The sequence below is a fragment of the Pediococcus acidilactici DSM 20284 genome (assembly GCF_000146325.1).
In the GTDB taxonomy this organism is placed as follows: domain Bacteria; phylum Bacillota; class Bacilli; order Lactobacillales; family Lactobacillaceae; genus Pediococcus; species Pediococcus acidilactici.
Window position 1 is genome coordinate 774,528 of record NZ_GL397067.1, and the last position, 21,965, is coordinate 796,492.

21 protein-coding genes, 2 tRNA genes and 1 riboswitch are annotated in these 21,965 nt (G+C 42.5%); of the genes, 8 read left to right on the forward strand and 15 right to left on the reverse strand.

Annotated features, from left to right (window positions below):
* Window positions 1-2 precede the first annotated feature (2 nt).
* A complete protein-coding gene (locus tag HMPREF0623_RS03865) occupies window positions 3-587 on the reverse strand; it encodes a thymidine kinase (protein WP_002832154.1) in 585 nt (194 codons plus the stop codon).
* Window positions 588-913: 326 nt separating this feature from the next.
* Between HMPREF0623_RS03865 and HMPREF0623_RS03870 the strand changes: the two genes are divergently transcribed.
* Both HMPREF0623_RS03870 and HMPREF0623_RS03875 read left to right on the forward strand, forming a co-directional pair.
* Window positions 914-2,260, forward strand: a complete 1,347-nt coding sequence (locus HMPREF0623_RS03870; protein ID WP_004165460.1) for a Mur ligase family protein — start codon at window positions 914-916, stop codon at window positions 2,258-2,260.
* A 2-nt stretch (window positions 2,261-2,262) separates the two neighbouring features.
* The gene (locus HMPREF0623_RS03875) at window positions 2,263-2,967 is read left to right on the forward strand and encodes a type 1 glutamine amidotransferase (RefSeq protein ID WP_002832156.1); all 705 of its coding nucleotides are present in this window, start codon (window positions 2,263-2,265) and stop codon (window positions 2,965-2,967) included.
* A gap of 83 nt (window positions 2,968-3,050) precedes the next feature.
* On the opposite strand, the gene manA is transcribed toward HMPREF0623_RS03875, so the two are convergent.
* From manA to HMPREF0623_RS03900, 5 genes are all read right to left on the reverse strand, one after another.
* On the reverse strand, window positions 3,051-4,019 hold the full coding sequence (manA, locus tag HMPREF0623_RS03880; protein WP_002832157.1) for a mannose-6-phosphate isomerase, class I: 969 nt from the start codon (window positions 4,017-4,019) through the stop codon (window positions 3,051-3,053).
* Window positions 4,020-4,086: 67 nt separating this feature from the next.
* Complete coding sequence (locus tag HMPREF0623_RS03885; RefSeq protein WP_036671264.1) at window positions 4,087-5,091, reverse strand: serine hydrolase domain-containing protein; 1,005 nt, start codon at window positions 5,089-5,091, stop codon at window positions 4,087-4,089.
* A gap of 344 nt (window positions 5,092-5,435) precedes the next feature.
* Entirely contained in the window at window positions 5,436-7,307 is a 1,872-nt protein-coding gene (locus HMPREF0623_RS03890; protein ID WP_002832160.1) for an ABC transporter ATP-binding protein, read from the reverse strand.
* The gene (locus HMPREF0623_RS03895) at window positions 7,300-9,039 is read right to left on the reverse strand and encodes an ABC transporter ATP-binding protein (protein ID WP_002832161.1); all 1,740 of its coding nucleotides are present in this window, start codon (window positions 9,037-9,039) and stop codon (window positions 7,300-7,302) included. The genes HMPREF0623_RS03890 and HMPREF0623_RS03895 overlap by 8 nt, the downstream gene beginning before the upstream one ends.
* Before the next feature lie 3 nt (window positions 9,040-9,042).
* A complete protein-coding gene (locus HMPREF0623_RS03900; protein WP_002832163.1) occupies window positions 9,043-9,699 on the reverse strand; it encodes a TetR family transcriptional regulator in 657 nt (218 codons plus the stop codon).
* Window positions 9,700-9,809: 110 nt separating this feature from the next.
* Here HMPREF0623_RS03900 and HMPREF0623_RS03905 point away from each other — a divergent pair, with 110 nt between their 5' ends.
* From HMPREF0623_RS03905 to HMPREF0623_RS03920, 4 genes are all read left to right on the forward strand, one after another.
* Complete coding sequence (locus HMPREF0623_RS03905) at window positions 9,810-10,151, forward strand: hypothetical protein (RefSeq protein WP_002832164.1); 342 nt, start codon at window positions 9,810-9,812, stop codon at window positions 10,149-10,151.
* A 13-nt stretch (window positions 10,152-10,164) separates the two neighbouring features.
* Window positions 10,165-10,629: a transcription elongation factor GreA gene (gene greA / locus HMPREF0623_RS03910; protein WP_002832165.1), complete on the forward strand. Its 465-nt coding sequence runs from the start codon at window positions 10,165-10,167 to the stop codon at window positions 10,627-10,629.
* 60 nt (window positions 10,630-10,689) lie between these two features.
* A tRNA-Glu gene (locus HMPREF0623_RS03915) sits at window positions 10,690-10,762 on the forward strand.
* A 5-nt stretch (window positions 10,763-10,767) separates the two neighbouring features.
* Window positions 10,768-10,840, forward strand: a tRNA-Gln gene (locus HMPREF0623_RS03920).
* A gap of 118 nt (window positions 10,841-10,958) precedes the next feature.
* Here HMPREF0623_RS03920 and HMPREF0623_RS03925 read toward each other — a convergent pair.
* The 3 genes from HMPREF0623_RS03925 to HMPREF0623_RS03935 form a co-directional block, all read right to left on the reverse strand.
* The gene (locus tag HMPREF0623_RS03925; RefSeq protein WP_036671266.1) at window positions 10,959-11,924 is read right to left on the reverse strand and encodes an LppW family protein; all 966 of its coding nucleotides are present in this window, start codon (window positions 11,922-11,924) and stop codon (window positions 10,959-10,961) included.
* A gap of 271 nt (window positions 11,925-12,195) precedes the next feature.
* Complete coding sequence (locus HMPREF0623_RS09710) at window positions 12,196-12,309, reverse strand: NAD(P)H-dependent oxidoreductase (protein ID WP_316242202.1); 114 nt, start codon at window positions 12,307-12,309, stop codon at window positions 12,196-12,198.
* Between the two features lie 253 nt (window positions 12,310-12,562).
* Window positions 12,563-12,850, reverse strand: a complete 288-nt coding sequence (locus tag HMPREF0623_RS03935; RefSeq protein ID WP_002832167.1) for a hypothetical protein — start codon at window positions 12,848-12,850, stop codon at window positions 12,563-12,565.
* A gap of 173 nt (window positions 12,851-13,023) precedes the next feature.
* A riboswitch (TPP riboswitch) is annotated at window positions 13,024-13,113 on the forward strand.
* A 125-nt stretch (window positions 13,114-13,238) separates the two neighbouring features.
* Between HMPREF0623_RS03935 and thiW the strand changes: the two genes are divergently transcribed.
* Entirely contained in the window at window positions 13,239-13,754 is a 516-nt protein-coding gene (thiW, locus tag HMPREF0623_RS03940; protein ID WP_002832168.1) for an energy coupling factor transporter S component ThiW, read from the forward strand.
* A gap of 66 nt (window positions 13,755-13,820) precedes the next feature.
* On the opposite strand, the gene HMPREF0623_RS03945 is transcribed toward thiW, so the two are convergent.
* Window positions 13,821-15,173, reverse strand: a complete 1,353-nt coding sequence (locus tag HMPREF0623_RS03945) for a glucose-6-phosphate isomerase (protein WP_002832169.1) — start codon at window positions 15,171-15,173, stop codon at window positions 13,821-13,823.
* Window positions 15,174-15,441: 268 nt separating this feature from the next.
* Window positions 15,442-16,311 (reverse strand): GRP family sugar transporter, encoded by an 870-nt coding sequence (locus tag HMPREF0623_RS03950; protein ID WP_002832171.1) that lies wholly within the window; start codon window positions 16,309-16,311, stop codon window positions 15,442-15,444.
* A 284-nt stretch (window positions 16,312-16,595) separates the two neighbouring features.
* Here HMPREF0623_RS03950 and fba point away from each other — a divergent pair, with 284 nt between their 5' ends.
* Entirely contained in the window at window positions 16,596-17,459 is an 864-nt protein-coding gene (fba, locus tag HMPREF0623_RS03955; RefSeq protein ID WP_002832174.1) for a class II fructose-1,6-bisphosphate aldolase, read from the forward strand.
* 197 nt (window positions 17,460-17,656) lie between these two features.
* Here fba and HMPREF0623_RS03960 read toward each other — a convergent pair whose 3' ends face one another.
* From HMPREF0623_RS03960 to apf, 4 genes are all read right to left on the reverse strand, one after another.
* Window positions 17,657-19,099 (reverse strand): sensor histidine kinase, encoded by a 1,443-nt coding sequence (locus HMPREF0623_RS03960; protein WP_004166058.1) that lies wholly within the window; start codon window positions 19,097-19,099, stop codon window positions 17,657-17,659.
* 3 nt (window positions 19,100-19,102) lie between these two features.
* The gene (locus HMPREF0623_RS03965) at window positions 19,103-19,825 is read right to left on the reverse strand and encodes a response regulator transcription factor (RefSeq protein WP_002832176.1); all 723 of its coding nucleotides are present in this window, start codon (window positions 19,823-19,825) and stop codon (window positions 19,103-19,105) included.
* 660 nt (window positions 19,826-20,485) lie between these two features.
* A complete protein-coding gene (locus HMPREF0623_RS03970) occupies window positions 20,486-21,028 on the reverse strand; it encodes a hypothetical protein (protein ID WP_004165471.1) in 543 nt (180 codons plus the stop codon).
* Between the two features lie 202 nt (window positions 21,029-21,230).
* Window positions 21,231-21,917 (reverse strand): aggregation-promoting factor, encoded by a 687-nt coding sequence (gene apf, locus HMPREF0623_RS03975; protein ID WP_002832178.1) that lies wholly within the window; start codon window positions 21,915-21,917, stop codon window positions 21,231-21,233.
* Between the last annotated feature and the right edge of the window lie 48 nt (window positions 21,918-21,965).

A 21,965-nucleotide genomic window follows, 5' to 3' on the forward strand; every position in this document is an offset into this window, starting at 1 on the left:
AATTAATTCCTCATTTCTTCAATTAGTGGGTTAAAGTAGTGACGCCGGCAAACCGGATAGTAAGATTCATTTCCGCCGATTTGGACCTGTTCGCCTTCGTAAACTGGTTTACCATTATGCACCCGTAAGTTCATTAGCGCTTTATGTTTGCAGAACCAGCAAATGGTCTTCATTTCGACAATCTTATCCGCGTATAACAAAAGGTACTTCGAACCTTCAAAAAGTTCGTTGCGGAAGTCGTTTTTTAAGCCAAAAGTCATCACGGGAATCCCTAGTTCATCAACCACCTTGGCCAATTCTAGTACGTGATGCTTCTTTAAAAACTGGGCTTCATCAATCAGCACGCACGCCGGATTCGTTTCCGCCTGTTTGATTCCCGCGTAAATATCGGTATCGTCAAAAATTGGAAATGCATCCCGGCGTAACCCAATTCGGCTGGAAATTTCGCCAACTCCAGTACGGGTGTCAATGCCACTAGTCATTAAAACAACCTGTTTGTCCTGCTCTTCGTAATTATGAGCAACCTTTAAAATCTCAATCGATTTGCCACTATTCATGGCTCCATAATGGAAAAATAACTGTGCCATTTTGCCCCACTCCTAATTTTATTCTCCAAGAAATAAGTATAGCTGATATAAACTAAAAATTCATCCGCTCAAAAATAAAATGTAGTTTTTTCCTCAAACAGGGGTAACGCAATGTTTAAACGCCTTTTTCCGGTCCGAAATATTCAAAATCTTCCTATTATTACCTTAACAATCCGGCTTTCAAGATTTAATAACCGCTCCGCTTGGCTGAATGCCGACCTAAAATAGTTAAGATTTTGCACAGCCCGCTACTCTTTGCTTTTCTTTTTGCCAAAATCAGCTTAAAATATTGTTTTAGATGTTTGAGAAGAATCGGGAGGAGTAGCATGTCATTTAGAAGTTCAATTGCCAAAATGGCGGGAAAATCATCGTATTGGTTTTTGCATACATTTCGTTCCGGAGGTAGTTCACTCCCTGGTAAAATCACTACCAAAATCGACCCTACAATTTTAAAAGATCTGGGCCAAAACTATGACGTAATCGTCATCACGGGAACTAACGGGAAGACCTTAACAACCGCACTTACGGTAAAGGTTTTACGTCAAAAATACGAGCACGTTTTAACCAACCCCACGGGTTCTAATATGGAGCAAGGGATCGTCACCACTTTTTTGACCGACCACCGTTCTAAAAACGGGAAAAACATTGCCGTTTTAGAAGTTGACGAGGCTAACGTAATTAAGGTCACCCAGTATATTAAACCGATTGCCTTTGTATTTACCAACATTTTCCGGGATCAAATGGACCGGTACGGCGAAATTTACACCACTTACCAAAAAATCTTAGACGGGGTCAAGTTAGCTCCGGAAGCCACCATCATTGCTAACGGCGACATGCCAATCTTTAATTCGGTGGATTTACCAAACCCTATTTTATATTACGGTTTTAATAACCAAGCGGATGGCGAAATGAAGGCCGACCCAAATACGGACGGCGTAGTTTGTCCGCGTTGCGAACACATTATTCACTATAAATTCATTAGTTATAGCAACCAGGGTAAGTACTACTGCCCTCACTGCGGTTGGCACCGGCCAGAACTTAATTTCCAACTAACGCAGATTACTAAGTTGACACCTAACTATTCTAAGTTTTTCATCGACGCGTCCAACTTTACTCTGCACATCGGTGGGTTGTACAACGTCTACAACGCCCTTGCGGCTTACTCCGTGGGTAAGTTCATGGGCGTACCCACTTCGCAAATTCAAAAGGCGCTTAACGATCCTGACGAACGGGTCTTTGGCCGCCAAGAGCAAATTAACGTGGATGGTAAGGAACTAACCATTGTGCTGGTGAAGAATCCGGTAGGTTTAAACCAAGTCATCGACATGGTGGGTACCGAAACCGAGCCGTTCTCCTTCGTGGGTCTTTTAAATGCCAACTACGCCGACGGAATTGATACAAGCTGGATTTGGGACGGTAATTTCGAAAAATTAGCACAAATGAACATTCAACAATACATCACCGGTGGCGAGCGGTACAAAGACATTACCTTCCGTTTGAAGGTGGCTGGCGTCACTGATGACCAACTTTGGACTTACGATAACTTGCCCGACGCGATTGCAAATATTAAACGGCTCCCTACTACCCGGGTTTACGTTTTTGCAACCTACACGGCTATGTTACAACTACGTAAACAACTAATTAGTGACGGCTATATTAAGGAGGGGGTTTAATTATGAAATACGAATTAAAGGTCGCCCATTTATATGGTGATTTGCTTAATACCTACGGGGATAACGGCAACTTATTAGCCCTTAACTACTACGCTAAAATGATGGACACTAAGTTAGACATCCAAATCGTTAGCCTTGACGACCAGTTTGTCGCTAAGGATTGGGACATCGTTTTCTTCGGCGGCGGTCAAGATTACGAACAAACCATCGTTTCCCGAGACTTACAAAATAAAAAGGCGGAGCTGACCAGCTATATTGAAGATGGCGGTCCCCTTCTAGCAATCTGTGGAGGCTACCAACTCCTTGGTCACTATTACGTAGGCGCAAACGGTGAAAAAATTAGCGGGATTGGTGCCTTAGATCACTACACATTGAGCCAAGATGATAACCGGTTCATTGGCGATATCGTAATTAAAAACCAGGAAACTGGCGAAACTTACCATGGTTTTGAAAACCACAACGGTAAAACTTATCTAGGTAAGGACGAACGTCCCCTAGGGAAAGTGGTCACCGGAAACGGAAATAACGGTGAAGACGAATCGGAAGGCGTTATCTACAAAAATGTTTACGGTTCATATTTCCACGGCCCGATTCTTACCAGAAACGGAAACCTCGCCAAGCGAATTCTCCTGACAGCGTTACACCGGCGTTACCCTGATGCTGATTTAAGCGCCCAGGAAGCATTAAAAATCGAACCAACCTTTTAACATCAAATATTAAAAGAGTAGGAAGAGTAACCGCGCGGTCACTTGTCCTACTCTTTTTATTTATAGTTCAATACCTATTTTTATTATTCTTCGCCAGGCTCACTAACGATTAATTCTAAGTTACCTTGATAGCGCCACTGCTTAACTGGGTTCGGTAAAATGAAGTGTTGCCCCTTCTTAATTGGATAGTCTTGACCATCCACCGTGAGCGTTCCTTCACCGTCTAACACCGAAACTAAGGTGTACAAACCTTCCCGGTTGAATTCTGCGCTACCATCATGTAGTTCCACCCGTTTAACCGAGAAATACTTCGATACTGGCGGTTGCACAAAGGTGGTTACTTGAGCATCCCCAACTTGTTCATTGGTAATGTTTAATTGGGGATCGTGATGAGGCACGTTAGTAACGTCGATGGACTGTTGTAAGTGTAGCTCGCGTTTCTTACCAGTCGTCTTATCCACCCGGTCAAAATCGTACAACCGGTAAGTGGTGTCACTGCTTTGTTGGGTTTCTAGTACCATAATGCCCTTGCCCAACGCATGAATGGTTCCGCTAGGTACATAGTAAAATTCGCCCGCCTTAACCGGAACTTTGCGGAATAATTCATCCCATTTACCATGGTTAATCCAGTCGGCAAGTTCTTCGCGAGTTTGCGCATTATGTCCGTAGTATAATTCAGCCCCTGGCTCAGCTGAAATAATGTACCAACATTCAGTCTTGCCCAATTCATGTTCGTGTTCGGCAGCGTAAGCATCGTCCGGATGGACCTGCACGGACAAGTCTTGGTTAGCATCTAAAATTTTAGTCAATAAAGGAAAAACCTCGCCCTTGGCATTGCCAAACTGCTCGCGATGCTGGTCCCATAATTGATCGAGGGTCATCCCCTTAAATTCACCGTTCGCAATTGCGGCAGGTCCGTGTGGATGGGCAGAAATTGCCCAACATTCTCCGGTATGGTCACTAGGAATATCATAACCAAACTTAGTCTTCAAATGGTCGCCGCCCCAAATTTTCTCATGGAAAACCGGGTTCAAAAATAATGGTTCGCTCATAGTTTATAAAACCCCTTTCATTCACTCAATAATAAGAATACCATAACCCCTTTTTATCTTTAAGCCCTTACTTTAATTTATCTTCTGCCGCAAAAGTTTGATAAATTTGTTGGCGATAATCCAAAAATTCTAAGTTAGGTTCTGGATAAAGCCGGTTGGACAACAGCACTAACGCATTTTGGGTCATTCGGTCCCATAAGATAAACGTCCCGGTAAATCCGCTATGCCGCAACACCACTTGGTCAGCATTGCGGCAAACAAACGCCCAGCCCCATGAGCGTTGCAACGCCGGACTAGCAGTTTGGTTATTTAAAAAATCCTGCTGCTGGTTAAACCCGAACAGTTCGTTTTGGGGCGCTAGCATTTTTTGGGTGAATTTAACTACGTCAGCCTTGGTCGCAAACAACCCTGCCGAGGCGGCATGTGCTCCCAGGGAGGCGGCTTTTGGGTCATGAACTTGTCCGCGTAATAAGATGCCATTCCGAATTCCCGTCGGCACTGTTTGGAACGGATCCGGGTTGAACGTGCTCTGGGTGAGCTGCCACGGCATTAAAACTAATTGCTGGATTGCCTTTTGAACTGGCAGATGGGTTATTTTTTCCGCAATGAAGCCCAGTAAAAGGTAGTTATAATCGTTATATTCAATTTCTTGGTTGAACTTCGTCCCAAAACTAACTTGGGCGTATATAGCTTCGCGCAGTTGACTGGCGGACAAGTCATCCCGGTGGTCAATCCACGCGGTGACTCCCGACGTGTGCGTTAATAAGTGCCGGATGGTAACCCGGGTGTCCTTAATTTCTGGTAAGTATGTACTTACCGATTCATCAAGTTCCAATTGTTTTTCCGCCGCTAACCGCAAAATCAGTGGCACTGTCCCCATCACCTTGGTCAGTGACGCTAAATCAAAATAACGACCTTCAGTTAACTTTCGCGCACCTGGAGCCCCCGTTTCAGTTCCTTGCGTTACCGTATACTTAACTTTTCCGTGCTGAATTAGCGTATAGTCCACTCCAGGAATGATTTGTCGCTCAAGCATTTCGGCAATTAACGCCCGCGTTTTTTCAAAGCTCATTTTATCCCCCGCTTTTTTCCAAACTAAATTTCCACTTGAATTATATCCTACTTTCCATAACAAAAACGTTCAGGAAAACAAAAAGGTGTTTTAGTGTTTTAGTATTTTGACTTTAATAGAGCCGAAACGTGTGTCAAAAGCCAGTTTGTGCCGCTTAACAAAAAATTGACCATTATGCCAAATTCAGGCATAATGGTCAATTTCCAGTTAATGCTCGCAAACTCCCCGGCTTTTGTCCCACTCTCTATAGTCAATTAACGTTAACGAAGTCAAGATATCATCCACACACATCGATGCTGATTATACTAAGCTTCGTTCCCGTTTTAATTTTTTAGCCCGGTAAATTAAATCACTTCACCACTGGCAAACTGTGAATTATATAAATCAGCGTAGAAGCCATTTTGGGCCATTAAGCCGTCATGGTTACCAGTTTCTACAATCTGTCCATGGTTCATGACCACGATGTTTTGGGCATTTCGGATGGTCGAAAGTCGGTGCGCAACCACGAAACTGGTCCGGTTCTTCAACAACCGGTTCATCGCCTTTTGAATTAAGACTTCGGTCCGGGTATCTACCGAACTAGTTGCTTCATCCAAAATCAAGATGTCAGGGTCTGCTAAGAACGCGCGGGCAATCGTTAGTAATTGTCGCTGTCCTTGCGAAATGTTAGATGCCGCCTCATTTAAGACCGTGTCATAGCCGTCTGGTAATTGGCGGATGAAGCCGTCCGCGTGGGCTGCTTTGGCTGCCGCGTACATTTCTTCGTCAGTAGCCCCTTCCCGACCATACTTAATATTTTCCCGAATGGTTCCGGTAAACAGCCAGGTATCTTGCAATACCATGGCAATGTGTTTCCGCAGCTCGTTGCGGGACATGTTACGAGTATCTTCTCCATCTAAATAAATGGTCCCGGAGTTAACGTCGTAAAAACGTTCTAACAGGTTAATGATGGTGGTTTTTCCAGCCCCAGTTGGTCCAACAATTGCAACCATTTCGCCCGGTTCAACCCGCAAGTTAAAGTTACGGATCAACGGTTTGTCCGGCACGTAACGGAAATCAACGTCATCAATAATTACCTTAGCACTCGTATCAACCTTGGCAACGTCCGTATGGGTTTCTTCCATTTCAGGTTGATCCAGCACTTCAAAGACCCGTTCTGCAGACGCCATGGTCATTTGCAAGGTGTTGGCAATGTTGGCCACTTGCGTAATCGGCTGGGAAAACTGTTGTGTGTATTGCAGAAATGCTTGTACGTTACCTAATGATAACCTTCCGTGAGCTACCTGAACACCACCTAATACGGCAACCATCAAGTAACCCAAGTTCTTAACAAAGTTCATTAACGGCATGATCAGCCCACTGATAAATTGGGCTTTCCAAGCTGACCGATAATACTTAACGTTTTCTTTTTCAAAATCTTCAATGGCTTTTTGCTCGTGGTTGTAAGTTTTAATTACCGTGTGTCCGGCATAAGTTTCTTCAACCTGGTCGTTCATCAATCCTAGATGCTTTTGTTGGGACTTGAAGTAACGTTGTGACTTAGGAGCAACGATCGTTACCACAATCAAACTTAATGGAACGGTAGCCACGGCTACTAAAGTCAATTTCCAACTAATCGTCAACATCATGTACAAAACACCGACGAATTGCAAAGCACTCGTGACCAACTGGGTCAAACTTTGTTGCAACGTGGAACTGATATTATCCATATCGTTAGTCATTCGACTCATGATGTCCCCGTTTGAATGGGTATCATAGTATGAAATCGGTAATTTTTGCATCTTGTCTTTAAAATCGCTCCGCAATTGGGCAACTGCCTTTTGCGAAACCCGGGTCATTACCACTTGTTGAATAAAGCTGAAGGCTGCGGAGAGTCCGTAAAGAATTCCTACCGTAACCAAGATTTGGAAGACTTTATCAAAATTAACCGGAAAATGATGAACGGGCATCCCCATCTTCATTTTCATAGCGCCCTTCATCACGCCTTTAAAAATTTCGGTAGTTGCTTCTCCTAAAACTTTCGGTGCCCGAATTTGCAGAAGGGTCGAAAGTGCTGCGAGGATCAACACGACGATAAAGCCAAACATCCAAGGAGATAAATACTTTGCTAACCGAACCGCTGATTTCCAAAAGTTCTGCGGTTTTTCAATTACCCCACCGGGGCCGCCATGTCGTCCAGGACGAGGTGCATTTACTGGTTTTGTTGGTTTAGCCATTTGCTTGGTCTCCTTTCTTGATTTGGGAATCGATAATTTCTCTATAGGTTTCGTTGTTAGCCTTCAATTCAGCATGCGTTCCTTGGCCAACAACCTTTCCGCCGTCCAAGACGAGGATTAAGTCAGCATCCGCAACCGTTGCAATCCGTTGGGCCACGATAATCACAATCCCCTTTTTGATTTCTGGATCTTCGCGTAACGCCTTCCGTAAGTTAGCGTCGGTCTTAAAATCGAGTGCTGAAAATGAATCATCAAACACGTAAACTTGGGCCTTTTTAACCAACGTGCGGGCAATCGACAAGCGTTGCTTTTGCCCACCAGAGAAATTATCCCCGTTTTGTTCTACAAAGGTATCCAATCCATCGCCGTCCCGACTAATAAATTCGGTTGCTTGGGCCACTTCCAAGGCGTGCCAAATTTCCTCATCGGTTGCCTTAGGGTTACCGTAACGCATGTTTTCACGAATCGTTCCCTTGAAGAGCACGGCCTTTTGTTGTGCAAAGGCAATTTGATCGTGCAATACGTGCTGGCTGAGCTGGCGGATATCAACTCCGTCCAGTTCCACCTTTCCTGCCGTCACGTCAAACAACCGTGGTAGTAAACTAATCAAGGTTGTCTTTCCTGAACCAGTTCCCCCAATGATTGCCACGGTATCACCTGCTTTAGCTTGGAAATTGGCGTTATCAATCGAAAGTCGTTCTGCGCCAGGATAGCGGAATTCTACATTCTTATAAGCTAGCGTAGTTGCTGGTTGGGCTGGTAAATCCGTTGTCTTTGCTTGGTCGTTAACGCTGTTTTGGGTTTCCAAAACTTCGTTGATCCGGGCTGCTGAAGCAGAAGCCCGCGGAATCATTACGAAAACCATCGAAAGCATCATAAAACTCATTAAAATTTGAGTTGCGTACGTCATGAAGGCCACTAGGTTACCAACTTCCATCGTCCGATCGGCAATTAAATGCGCCCCGTACCAAACGATTCCAATGTTAGTTCCGCTCATGATTAACGTCATGATTGGGAACATGAACGAGACGATGGTAAATACCTTAATTCCGGTGCGCATGTAATCATGGTTAGCATCGGCAAACCGGTCTTGTTCAAATTGGTCTTGGTTGAACGCCCGGATTACCCGCACACCGGTTAAGCCTTCCCGGAAAACCAAGTTAATCCGGTCAATCTTCTTCTGTAATCCTTTAAAGAGCGGAACCGCGAAGTACATTACCAAGCCCACAAAAATTGCCAGCACCGGTAACGCAACGAGAAAGACGCCCGTGAGTTCTGATTGTTTCTGGTAAGCCATGAAGCCGGCACCCACTAACATAATTGGGGACATCAGCATCATTCGCAAAATCATTACCACTACGTTTTGAATTTGAATAACGTCGTTAGTGGTCCGGGTAATTAATGAAGCTTCCCCAAACCGTTCGAATTCATAGTTAGACATGAAGGAAATCTTTTTAAATAAAGAACTCCGCAACTTATTGCCAACCTTTTGTGCTTGGGTTGCGGCAAAATACACGTTCACCGCGGCACCAATTAACCCAATCAAGGAAACGCCTAACATTTTAAATCCTGAGTTCCAAATGTAGTCGATATTGTTCTTAGCAACCCCGTTATTGATAATGTCCGAGGTGATGTTTGGTAAAATTAAATCGCCAACAATTTGAACGACTAAAAAGACGGTGCCGATTAAAACAGCTCCCCAGCTTAACCGTTTTTTCAATATTTTCCACATAAACTACTTTTCCTCCGTTCTTCTTACGCCATATTCTAGCCAATCCAAGTTATGTTCAATTTCTTTTTGCACCGTAGCAGGTTCTTCATCCGTTTCATCAGCGTGGATAAAATAACTAGCAAATGCATGAAAGAAAATCATCATGATCAACTGTTGAATCATGGCTTGGTCTTTTTGACTGGTAACTTTCAATTGATCCCAGTCGACTACCTCTCGTAATTGGGAACGCAATTCCCGCATCCGTTTGGAGTGGAAGACGTTAAATCCGGTGCCCGGGTGATGATTTTCACGGGCGCGAATCGAAGCGTTAGCTCCCAAAAAGAAATTCCGGTAGAAATCGCGGTGCTCGCCCGCAAGGATCTCTTCCAAAAAAACGCCCGCGTACTTTCGCACCGCAGCAAAAATGTCTCCGTGATTTTGGCGAACCTCGTCAATGAGTCTCGCTTGAATATCTTCCAAAATCAAACTAAAATAATAGCCATATAAATCAGCAATATCCTCAAAATATTGGTAAAAACTCCCCCGGGGAATTTTAGCTTCTTTAATGATATTGTTGATGGAGCTTTCATATAAAGGGTGGTGACTAAATTCACGTCGCGCCGCCGCGATAATTCGGCGCTGCTTTTCATCCTTTAAATTAAAGAAAGTTTGTTTTGGCATGTTGCACCTCCCAAAAATGACAACTTGTCATAAACAGCTATTATACACTGGTATACACGAATTGCAACAACTTTAAGCCAAAAAATAACCGTTACAGAAAGGAACTTACCATGGCCACCAATTCTGATTCTTTGTACAATGTTTTATACCGGATCGACAATAAACCTGAAATGGCACGGATCAATCCGCTAGGCTACCGAAACGTTTTAAACATGACTTTCCCAGATAGCACCCCCGTCGCTAATCCGGAGGTTTATTTCCCGGATAATAGTTTGCTAGTGGACCGCTTTGCTGACGACTTTGTGGCCAAAAACGGGGCATTATTGGGACGGTTCCTTGCTAAAACTGAAGCACTTGATCACGGACTTGATTCAGTTTGGGTCACCACTTCGCATATTGTTGACCAACATGAATACATGATTGAACTAACTTTTGAATCTTCACCAATGTAAAGGACCTGAGCATATGCAACCCCAATTCGTACCGATGACTAAAACCGGATATCAAAAGATTCAACAAGAGATTGCTGATCTAAAAAAGACCCGCCCCGGCTTGATTAAGGCGTTAGCGGACGCCCGCGCACTGGGTGATTTATCCGAAAATGCGGAATATAGTGCAGCCAAACGGGATTTACGCCGAATGGAAGGCCGCCTACGCTATCTGGAACGGCAGATTAACTACTCCAAGATTGTGGAAAACACGGATCGTACTAAAATTGACCTCGGCAGCAACGTCACTCTCCGATTTTTGGATGACGACTTCACCGTCACTTACGAAATTGTGGGTAAACATGAAGCCGACGTGGCTCAGCAAAAAGTTTCTTATCAATCTCCGCTAGGCGCTGCCCTACTACACCACCACCTTCATGACGTGGTGACGGTTAACGCCCCCGATGAGCAATATCAGGTGGAAATTTTAGCAATTAATTAACCATTTTTCGCTTAGTTTATTGACGAAATGCAAAATTTAGTGTAAATTAATATAGTAATTTGCCCGCTGGTCAAATTGGTTAAGACGTCGGCCTCTCAAGCCGGAGTTACGGGTTCGATCCCCGTGCGGGTGATTTATTGGCCATTCGCCAAATTGGTAAGGCAGCGGACTCTGAATCCGTAATTTACTGGTTCGAACCCAGTATGGCCAATCATTTAAAAAGCTGTCATCCTCAAGATCAGAGGGTGGCAGCTTTTTTGTTTAACCACAAAAAAATCCGTTGGCATTTAGTTTACACGCTTAATACCAACGGATTTTATTTTCGCTTCCTAAGCCTTCCGTTCAGCTCCCGCAATTTTTAGCTGAACGCCGACTTGTTGACTTAACTTTTCTAATAATGCCTCCCCGCTTTCCAAAGAAGGGTTATCTTCTGACATGATTGCAATAGTACAACTGTTCTCGCCCTTGCCTAAGTAACCAACGCTGTTAACAATCCAGTGCCCGTTAGGCATCTGTTTCCAACCATTCTTTAGCCAAGCATACTCGGAACCTGCTGAAATTCCCCAGTCTTGGTCGTCGGCAACGTTAGCCATCAAATTTTTAGTATAGGCCTTTGACTTATTTGAGATATAGCCGTTCTCGTAAAAAATCTTGTTTAACACCTTAATTTGGTCACGGGGGGTGGTGGGTGTCAGCGCCCACCCACTTGCTAACGCAGTCGAGTTAGTCATTTTTAAGTTGTTAAACAATTGCCCTAAACCTCGCGCGCTGCCGATATCATTGTAGATACTCGTGGCCGCATCGTTGTCACTATTTTCAATCATCTGTACCGTCGCGTTTTGCTCTCCGGTGGTTAAAGCGCTGGCTTTTTGGTGACGCTGATGTAACAGTTCTACTAAAAAGTCGGTTTTAATAATACTTGCCGAAGGGAAAGTAGTCTGCTTGGTATTGGTTGCCTCATAAAGCTGATGGTCTCGTTTTGAATACACTGCAACCGCAACCTTTGCATTTGTATTCGCTAAAAACGGACGTAATTGTTCAGCAAATCCCTTAGCGGTCGCTTTATTGACGGCTTTCTTCATTGGAACTTGTGGGTTTGTCGCGGGTTGATGCTTAGCCGAACCCTTTTTGTTTACTGGGCCGCGTGGCGATTGTGATTGCGCAACTTCTTGGTGTGCGCTAACCCGTAACATTTCTAAGCCCACTACACTAGTTATCAAGACCAAGATGGTTACCATTGAATAAAATCGCGTCCAATTTAATCTTGGGGAAGGCTTTTGCCAATTTTGCTTCATTTAATCTAAACTCCTACTCAATAAACTTTAATACTGGATCCCAAGCGCAACAGCTACTCAAGTTGTTCAATCACCCGCACAAATTTAAGAAACTTTTGCAAAATTTGTTCAAGAAAAGCCACCATTCTTGCATCCCGCAAATCACCGGCTTCATTGAAAGCTGTTTTTGCACTACTTAGCAAAAACTCATTGCCCGATATAACGATCCCATTGACGTATAAGCGCCTCTAGGATCTGTTTCAAATGCAATTGAGTGCAGGAACCCCCTTGTCTATACTGTCACCCGGATTGATTTCCCATCGGGTAATTTAAACGAAAACCATTTAATAAGTTTTTTCAGAGCTGCAGGGATAGCATGATTATGTTCTGGAGCGGCGAAAATTATCCCATCGGTCGCATTATTTTTTGATTTAACTCCTGTAAAACGAGGAGGGCGCTTAGGTCTTGATCCTCGTTAAATAGGTGAACTTGCCGAAGATCTAGCACTTCAATTGTCACGTTTTTTGAAAATATTGCCGTAAATGCTCCACTAACATTCGTTTATATGATTGCTCGCCAATCGATCCGGCAATTACCCCAAATTTTATTTTATCACACGCCCTCTCGAGGGCTATCGCCATTTTGGCGCACAAATTACTTTAATTCTGTTTCATAGCTTGATGAGCATGGTTTAACTGCTGGACATTTTTAGTTTGATCAATTAAATCACCACGTTCATCAAATACTTGTGGAGAATTCTCCAACAAAAATTCAGTACTAGGCAAAATCCGGGCTTTCAGTTCTGATGCGCCTAAAATTTTCCGTAGCTGAGTATACGCTCTTGAAGCGCCCAAATTACCGTAAGCGGCAGCCGTGATTATTAGTGATTTATCTAAAATGCGATGAATGCCGTGCGTTAATCCCCATATCGCAACAAGTTGTTTCATTTCGCTAACCTCCTCCAAATTAGCTTTGTCCATCAAACCGCTTTACACTTCATTACCATTATACGACTCCTAATGTAAACGCTTAACCTATTTTTTGACGAATTCGATTTTTTATAAAGTTAACCCCATTTACAAAGTTAAAAAAACGTGGTACCTTGATCAACAAATAACTACTAACATTGCTGGGGTGCCACGCGGCTGAGATTATACCCATTGAACCTGATCTAATTAGGATTAGCGCAGGGAGCAGTGCATTAGCCAAGCTACGTATAATTGTGTTTTTACTGATTTTATGTAACCAGCGGTGTCCTGCTTTGCGGGAGACCGCTTTTTAACTGGGCTTTTTAGGTAGCATCCCCTAGCTAAAATTAATTTTGGAGGAATTACCATGCAAAATAAAACCACTTTACGACTGGCCATCGCTGCTTTACTGATCGCCATCGACGTAGTTACTTCCCCGCTTTTTCGGATCGAAGGAATGGCACCCATGTCGAGCGTGCTAAACGTAATCATTGGCTGTTTGGTCGGCCCCTTTTACGCATTCGCGATCACTTTGATGACCGGAATAATTCGGATGCTCATTCTGGGAATTCCCCCGCTCGCCTTAACTGGCGCAGTATTTGGTGGCGTTCTTTCCGCCCTCTTTTACCGGTGGACTAACCGGGTCGGCGGCGCTTGGCTAGGGGAAATCATCGGTACCGGAATTATTGGCTCCCTGCTAAGCTATCCGGTGATGATTTTATTCACCGGCAGTAGTAACGGCTTGTATTGGTTCATTTACACTCCGCGTTTCCTCGCTGCGACCCTTTTTGGCGGCTTAGTGGGCACCATTTTAACTAAGATTCTGCTTAAGAGTCCGCGTTTTCTACGATATCAACAGCTGTTTAGCAAATTAAAACTGTAAATAAAAAATCCTGACCACAATTTTTAAATTGCGATCAGGATTTTTAAATACTAGCCTAGTTTAAAATTATTTTAAACGAGCATTTAATTCTTCAGTCTTATCTTCGTAACCTGGTTTACCAAGTAAAGCAAACATGTTGGACTTGTATGCTTCAACACCTGGTTGGTTGAATGGGTTGATTCCGTTCAAGTAACCAGAAACGGCAACGGCTGCTTCAAAGAAGTAAATCATGTAACCAAGCGTGTAAGCAGTTTGGTCAGGGATGTTAAGCGTCATTACCGGAACGCCACCATCGTTGTGTGCAAGGGTAACCCCTTGGTAAGCTTTCTTATTAACTTCGTCCATTGTCCGACCTTCTAGGTAACGGAGACCATCAAGGTTTTCTGCTTCCTTAGGAATGTCGATGTCATGGTTTGGCTTTTCAACGTTAATTACAGTTTCCATCAAGTCGCGACGACCTTCTTGGATGTATTGTCCAAGTGAGTGTAAATCAGTTGAGAAGTTTGCTGATGAAGGGTAAATGCCCTTTTGGTCCTTACCTTCGGATTCACCCATCAATTGCTTCCACCATTCGCCAAAGTATTGTAACGTTGGTTCGTAGTTTTCAAGCAATTCGGTAGTGTAACCCTTCCGGTAAAGGATGTTCCGCAATGCGGCATACTTGTATGCGTCGTTTTTGTTAACGTCAGCATCTGTGTATTCCTTGCTTGCGTCTTCGGCACCCTTCATTAATTGATCGATGTCGCCACCAGCTACGGCAATTGGAAGTAAACCAACTGCAGAAAGTACTGAGAAACGTCCCCCGATGTCATCAGGCACAACAAATTCTTCGTAGCCTTCAGCATCTGCTTCAGTCTTCAAAGCACCTTTTGCACGGTCAGTTGTAGCGTAGATCCGTTTCTTAGCTTCTTCTTCACCGTATTTTGCAATCAATTTTTCCTTCAAAACGCGGAAAGCAATTGCAGGTTCGGTAGTTGTACCCGACTTAGAAATTACGTTGATCGAGAAGTCACGGTCACCAATCAAGTTCAAAACGTCTGCAAGGTATGTGGAACTAATTGAGTTACCAGCAAAAATTACTTGAGGTGCACCGTTACGTTGTTCCTTAGTCAACATGTTGTAGAACGTGTTGTTTAAGAAATCAATTGCGGCACGGGCTCCCAAATATGAGCCACCAATTCCGATTGCAACAAAGACTTCGGAATCTTCGCGAATCTTTTCAGCAGCTTTCTTAATCCGTGCGAATTCTTCCTTATCGTAGTTAGATGGTAAGTCTAACCAGCCCCGGAAGTCGCTTCCTGCACCAGTACCTTTGCGAACTAATTCGTCGGCAGCGGTAACCATTGGTTGGATTTCAGCAAGTTCATTTTCATGAACGAAATCAGCCACGTTGGAACTATCAAATGAAATGTGTGCCATTTTAAATACCCCTTTTATTTAGAATTCCCTACTATTATACAATAGTTTGCCAGACTTTGAAGAACTTTGGACAACTTGAAGCGGTTAAATTTTCCTTAAACAAATTAGCGTCCGTCAGCAAGTCACTTTAAAAATTAAGTTTTTCTAAAGAAAATTGGTCTATATCTTTTGTTGAATTCTACGCAAAAACTCCTCATGTTTTTATATGATTGCATAAAAAAGACTGAGAATTTTATAATCCCAGTCTTTTTTCTTCATATTAAGATTTCTATTTTAACGTTGCTAGTAACGTTTCACCGATAATAATTAAAATCGAGCCGATAATCACGAACTGCATTTCGCGATGGGTCTTACGCTCGCCTAGTAACCAAATTGATCCGAAAGTAGAAATTACAATTCCAGCTTGTGCTAAAGAGTAGCTAATTGCTAGTCCAACTGATGGAATTGCCAAGAACATGAAGATGTTCCCGATTCCCCAAATCAAACCAGTAGTAATGTTTAAGAACGTTGGTTTCTTTGCAATTTGATCCGTTTCTTTAGCAAAGAAAACAAATAAGAAAGCTCCGAGCAACATTCCAACTGCTTGTGGGAAAATAATTGCCTTCGCATCAACATTTGCAAAACGCACGATTACCGTATAACCGATGTACCCAATCGTCGAAATTGTCAGCGCTTGAATTCCGGCTGGCATATTTTCGTCATCGTTTTCCGTCGTGGAATCGCTCTTATCTTTTAGCGACGTTAATGCCGCACCAACGATTAAAGCGATTACCGCGATGGTACCAACCATAATCATATTACCGGAAGTCCATTCGTGCCAAATCAGTACCCCTGCAAGGGCGTTCCCTGCCAACTGTAAGCCGGTTGAAATTGGCACTGTCTTAGAAACCCCAATGTGCTTCATTGAACTAAACTGGTTAAATTGCCCAACTGCCCAAAAAAGGCCGGAAATCAAACCAGCAATCCAAATCTTACCGTTTAACGTTGGCTGGTAAATCACGAGGGTCACTAAGGAGAAAATCACCGCACCCATCGTCATTCCTAACGTTTGCTGCGACGCACTCCCGCCTAAGCGGCCACTCACTAAACCAATACTTCCCCACATAATTGCGGGAACCAAAGCGAGTAAAATATTCATATCAATATCTCCTATATATTTATCAATCTCTGTCTCTCTCATAAGACAAAGTATTATTGTACCAGTTATGAAAACGAATTCCAACATTTTTTTTGAAATAAAAATGGTATACTTCATTTTTCATTTTTTGAAACTCGTTATGAAAATAACCATTAGATGCATTAAAAGTAATCGAGTAGTTTTATGAAAACTCGTATAAAATTTTAAGGTTTTGTGCTAGAATAGAAGTGTTGCGAAGAGGAGAACTCTTTGTCTGTATAAAAATATTGGGAGGAACCAGTTTTATGTCATTTATTAATGGTACAGAAACATTTGCAGCTGCTCGTAAGGGCCACTACGCTGTAGGTGCTTTCAACACAAATAACCTTGAATGGACTCGTGCTATTCTAGCAGCAGGTCAAGAAACACACACACCAATCTTGATCCAATCATCAATGGGTGCTGCTAAGTACATGGGTGGTTACAAAGCTGTTAAGAACCTTGTTGAAAGCGAAGTAGAATCAATGGGCATCACTGTTCCAGTTATCATGCACTTAGACCATGGTAACTACGAAGCTGCTAAGGAAGCTATTGCTGCTGGATACAGCTCAGTTATGTTTGACGGCCATGACCTTGATTTCGAAGATAACTTGGTTAAAACAAAAGAAATCGTTGCTTTGGCACATGCTCAAGGTATTTCTGTTGAAGCTGAAGTTGGTTCAATCGGTGGTGAAGAAGACGGAATCGTTGGTGCTGGTGAATTAGCTGACGTTGAAGAAGCTAAGACACTTGCAGCTACAGGTGTTGACTACCTTGCCGTTGGTATTGGTAACATCCATGGTGTTTACCCTGAAAACTGGAAAGGTTTGAACTTCGATCGTCTTCAAGAATTAGCTGACGCTATCGACACACCACTTGTATTGCACGGTGGTTCAGGAATTCCTAAGGAACAAATTGTTAAGGCAATTTCAATGGGTATTTCAAAAGTTAACGTTAATACTGAACAACAAATTGCTTGGTCAGAAGCTGTTCGTAAGTACTACGAAGAAGACAATGACAAGAAGCCTAAAGGATTTGACCCTCGTAAGGTTCTTGCTTCCGGTACAGAAGCTATCAAGAACACTGTTAAGGAACGTATTGAATGGTTCAATACTCCTTCAATGTGGTAAAAATAAACCTTTAATTAAAAAGCTTGGCGGATTTATTCGTCAGGCTTTTTTCTTTGTCACAAAATCAAGCCCCACTGTTTAACTAAATGGCAGCAAAAATAAAAGGAGTTGTCCAAGAACCTAAAGATTCTCGCCAACTCCTTAGTATATTGCCTTTAACGATGTTGCCACGTACCCTATATTTACAACCCAAGCCCCTATTGATCTTCGGATGCTTTAGGAAAATGCAATTTAAAGGTGGTCCCCCGGCCTGGCGCGCTTGAAACTTCAATTTTACCGCCGTGAATTTGGACTAGTTCGTGCACGATTGCCATCCCCAAACCAGATTCACCCTTCGTCTGGATTCGCGAAGCATCTGCTTTGTAGTACCGTTCCCAAATATTTTTAATTTGATCCTCGGTCATTCCAATCCCGTTATCGCTAATTTGAATATTGGTTCCGTCACTTGCATTCTGCGCACGCACCGTGATTTGGCCGTTTTGGGTAAATTGAATCCCGTTTTGCACAATGTTGAATAGAATTTGAATTAACCGGTCGGGATCTGCGTACACCACCACGTCACTATTCATCTCTACTATAAGCTGGTCATTTTCCTTTTCCGCCTTTTTGCCCAGCTGTTCTACTACGCGAAGAACAGCTTGTTTTAAGTTAACCATCTGGCAATCTAATTTAATTTTATTGGTGCGAATTCGTTCATAGTCTAAGTTGTCGTTAACCAACCGAATCAATCGCTTAGTTTCCCTTTGCATCAGTCGAATGCTTTCTTCCTTACTATCTTCCGGAATGGCGTCGTATTCTAAGCCCTCTAAAAGACCGTTAATTGTCGTTAACGGTGTGCGCATTTCATGAGCCGCATCCGCCATAAAAGCTCGCCGTCGTTCTTCTTGACGCTTAATTTCATCATTAGATTCTTTAAGTGACTTAGTCATTAAGTTAAAATCGGCACTTAATTCGCCAATTTCGTCCTGTCGACCAGGATCTAATTGCACCTCGAAATCTCCTTCGGTAACTCGGTGAGCTGCTTGACGGATTTGTTGAATCCGTCGAACCATATATCGTGACAAAAAGTAGGAAGCTACGATTGCTACCAGGATTGCTAAACCAAACGTGACCAATAAGTTCTTTTGTACCTGTTGAATATCAGCCTGCACCCTTGCCAAGGGGGAGCCCACCGCAATTACACAAACTAACTTTCCTTGACGGTCAAAATACGGTTTTTTAAGCTCCGTCATGGTGATTCGGTGTTTTACCTGCCCGACCGCCATGCGGGATTCTTGACGAAGAATATTACCCTTGTTCAACTCTTTCCACTGTTTTTTACTGATTTGCGTCGCGGTATTGTCATTAGGGTAGCTAACCCGTTCGCCATTTTCCGTATAAATGGTGAAATGAATGTGCTGATTATTTAATAAACGCTCCATCCCCATCAATTGATCTACCCGAACGGTCGTCACCGACGAATCTTGTGGGTCTAGGACTACCGATTGCTGGAAAATGCTATCTGCATATTCTTGCAAAGAATGCCACTTAGTGCGGTAAACTGAATCACGTGTAAATTGAATAAATACTAAACCAACAATTAGTAGCGTCGCCACGGTTACCGCTAAGAAGGCCATCATTTGTTGAAAAAACAACTTCATTAGTTATCCCTCGTCAATTTTACTATCATCGAATTTGTAACCAACGCCCCAAACCGTTTGCACTACTTGTGGGCCTACTGCCTCAAGTTTTTGTCGAAGCTTTTTAATGTGAGCGTCCACGGTTCGTTCATCACCATAATACTCGTAATCCCACACCATTTGTAATAATTGCTCCCGGGAGAAAACTTGCATTGGCTTTTGCGCCAAGGTTTTTAGTAGATCAAACTCTTTCGGCGTCAAATCTGAAATTAATTTTCCGTCTAAGTAGACTTCGCGGGTTGCCGTGCTAATCTTTAAGTGCGCCGTCCGCACGTCGAATTTACCAGCCTGTTGCTCCGCATTACTATTGTGTTTATTCATCAAGACCCGGCGGTGTAATGCCTTAATCCTTGCAATCAGAGTAATTGGGCTAAATGGTTTAGTAATGTACTCGTCTGCTCCCATTTCTAACCCTAATACTTGGTCACTTTCAGAGTCTCGGGCAGTCAACATTATTAGCGGCACTGTACGTGAAGTCCGTCGTAATTCTGCTGCCACTTCCATTCCATCTTTTCCTGGTAAATTTAAATCCAGCAAAACAATGTCCCATTGTTGCGGATCCGCCTTAAAAATTTCTAACGCCTTGACCCCGTCATAAGCAAAAGTAACTTTCCACTTTTCCTTCTTAAAAAACATTCCCATCATATCAGAAACTGATTTATTATCTTCAATCATTAATATCTGCATTGAAATTCCTCCAATTTCATTTACATCACTCAGTATAGTCTTTTTTAATCGAAAAATTTATGAAAAATACGGAAAAAGACCCTTAGTTTTGGCCGTCCCCTTTTATGATAACGAAATTAAAGGCGCAAAAACACCTTAAAAAAGTCGCTTTTAACGTTCAACAAGTGGGCAGATCACGTAATGCTTCAATTGACGCAAACCGTCCGAATACAGGCATTATCGCTAAAATATTATATTAGACTCCTTACTAAATCGTTCTCCATCGCATTTTCTTTAAAATCTAGATAAAATTATAAAAAGCTAAAAATCCTTTCAAGAACGAAAATTTTCCAAAAATCATTTTGCCGTCTTGGCTTTAATAACGCCCAAACTTACGTCAAAAGGCATTTTATACTGCTTAACTAAAAATCGACCATTATGCCCAAATTCGGCATAATGATCGATGTCTTAGTTAGTGCTCACAAACTTCTCTGACCTTTTTTCCACTCTACAATTATTAAATTTGTTGACAATTATGCTTGATCTAAACATTGATTGTCACATAATTTCGACATAATTTTCGTTAGCAATTATCGGTTAAATTTAATTCTTACTTACGAGCGTTACTATTCAAAATAGCTTTGCACCGTTTATTAATCGAGTAATGCTATTTTGGAAATCCTACACCGTCCCTAAAAACCCCATTACCTTATCTAAAAGTTGCTCGGTTTCCTCGCTGGGTAAAAATGCCCTTTGTTTAATTACTTTTTTCCATTTTGTTTTTGGCTCCAATTTTCTCGAATAAAAGTTGATGACGTCTGGCGCTAAGACTACCCGAAATTCCGTTTCTCCAAACTGATTACCAGTTTCTTTCATGATTAACGCCTGCAAAAGCAAGTGTTCGAATAGATCGCAATAAACTAGTTGTTCTTTTTGCTGGAGTTCGAAGGAGTATTGATATTTTTTTATCCATTCTAGATCCGCTAAATGCTCATGATGATTTTCATTTATGTGATGACAATATAAACCTAACGCTGTTTTTGAAAAATTTCCTTTTTCTGGGAATTTTATTTTCCCATTCAAAAACCGCTCATAAGACTTCTCGCGAAAATAGTCGTCTTCCACCATTCCATACTTTTCTTTTAACTGTGCTACCGCTTCCGCGTAGCTATTTTCCAACAGTGATTCGTAGTACGCAAGTTTAACTCCATATTCCTTATCCATCCACGCATCTCCTAACGGGTTATTTTAAAACTATTTTTCCTAGGCACAGCCAGCAACCATTACTATCTCAGCATTGAAGTGCCTTCTTTGATAACCAGGTTTCCACTTCTAAACGAAAACAGAGACCAGAATTTCGTAAATTCTGGTCTCTGCCATGGTTTGGGACTATTTTCCCAGTTTTTAACGTATAAATATTTTTATTTTAGTACCAACCTTGTGACACCCAAGCGTTCTTAGCAGCACTCCAGCTACCGTAACGTGACTTAACGTAGTTGTCAGCAACACGTTCTTGGTTAGCTGCGGAGTAGTCACCATTTAAGTATGATGAAGATAATTGATACTTACCAACGTATTGCCCGTTACGAGCTGTGTATGAACCACCTGATTCGCGCGCAGCGATCCAAGCTTTAGCAGCAGCTTCATTGCCAGTTGCGTTTGATGAGTATGAGCGATTGTTGTTAGTTGTGCTTGCTTGACGAACTGGAGCAGCCTTTTGAACAGGTGCTTGGCTAGTTTGCGTTTGTGCTTGAGTTTGAGTTTGAGTTGTTTGTGCTTGGCTTGCGCCAGCAGCGTTTGTGTTTTGCTTTACTTCAGGAAGTTGTTGAACATCTTTGTTTGTAGCTTGCTTGATGTCACCATCGTTAGTGATCTTCAACTTTTGACCAACGTAAATTACGTTTACGTCAGCAATGTTGTTAGCCTTAGCGATGGTGTTGTAATCACCGTTTAAGCCAAATGAGTAACTAATTTCTGAGAGTGTATCGCCAGATTTTACTGTGTAAATTTCATCAGCGCTAGCACTACCACTGGTAGTAATCATAGCAGCACCAATTGCGGCACCAGAAAGTAATGCGATTGACATTTTAGAAATTTTACTTTTAATTGACATTTAATTATTTCTCCTTATTTTTAAAAACACTTTTTTCTTCTTTGTTTC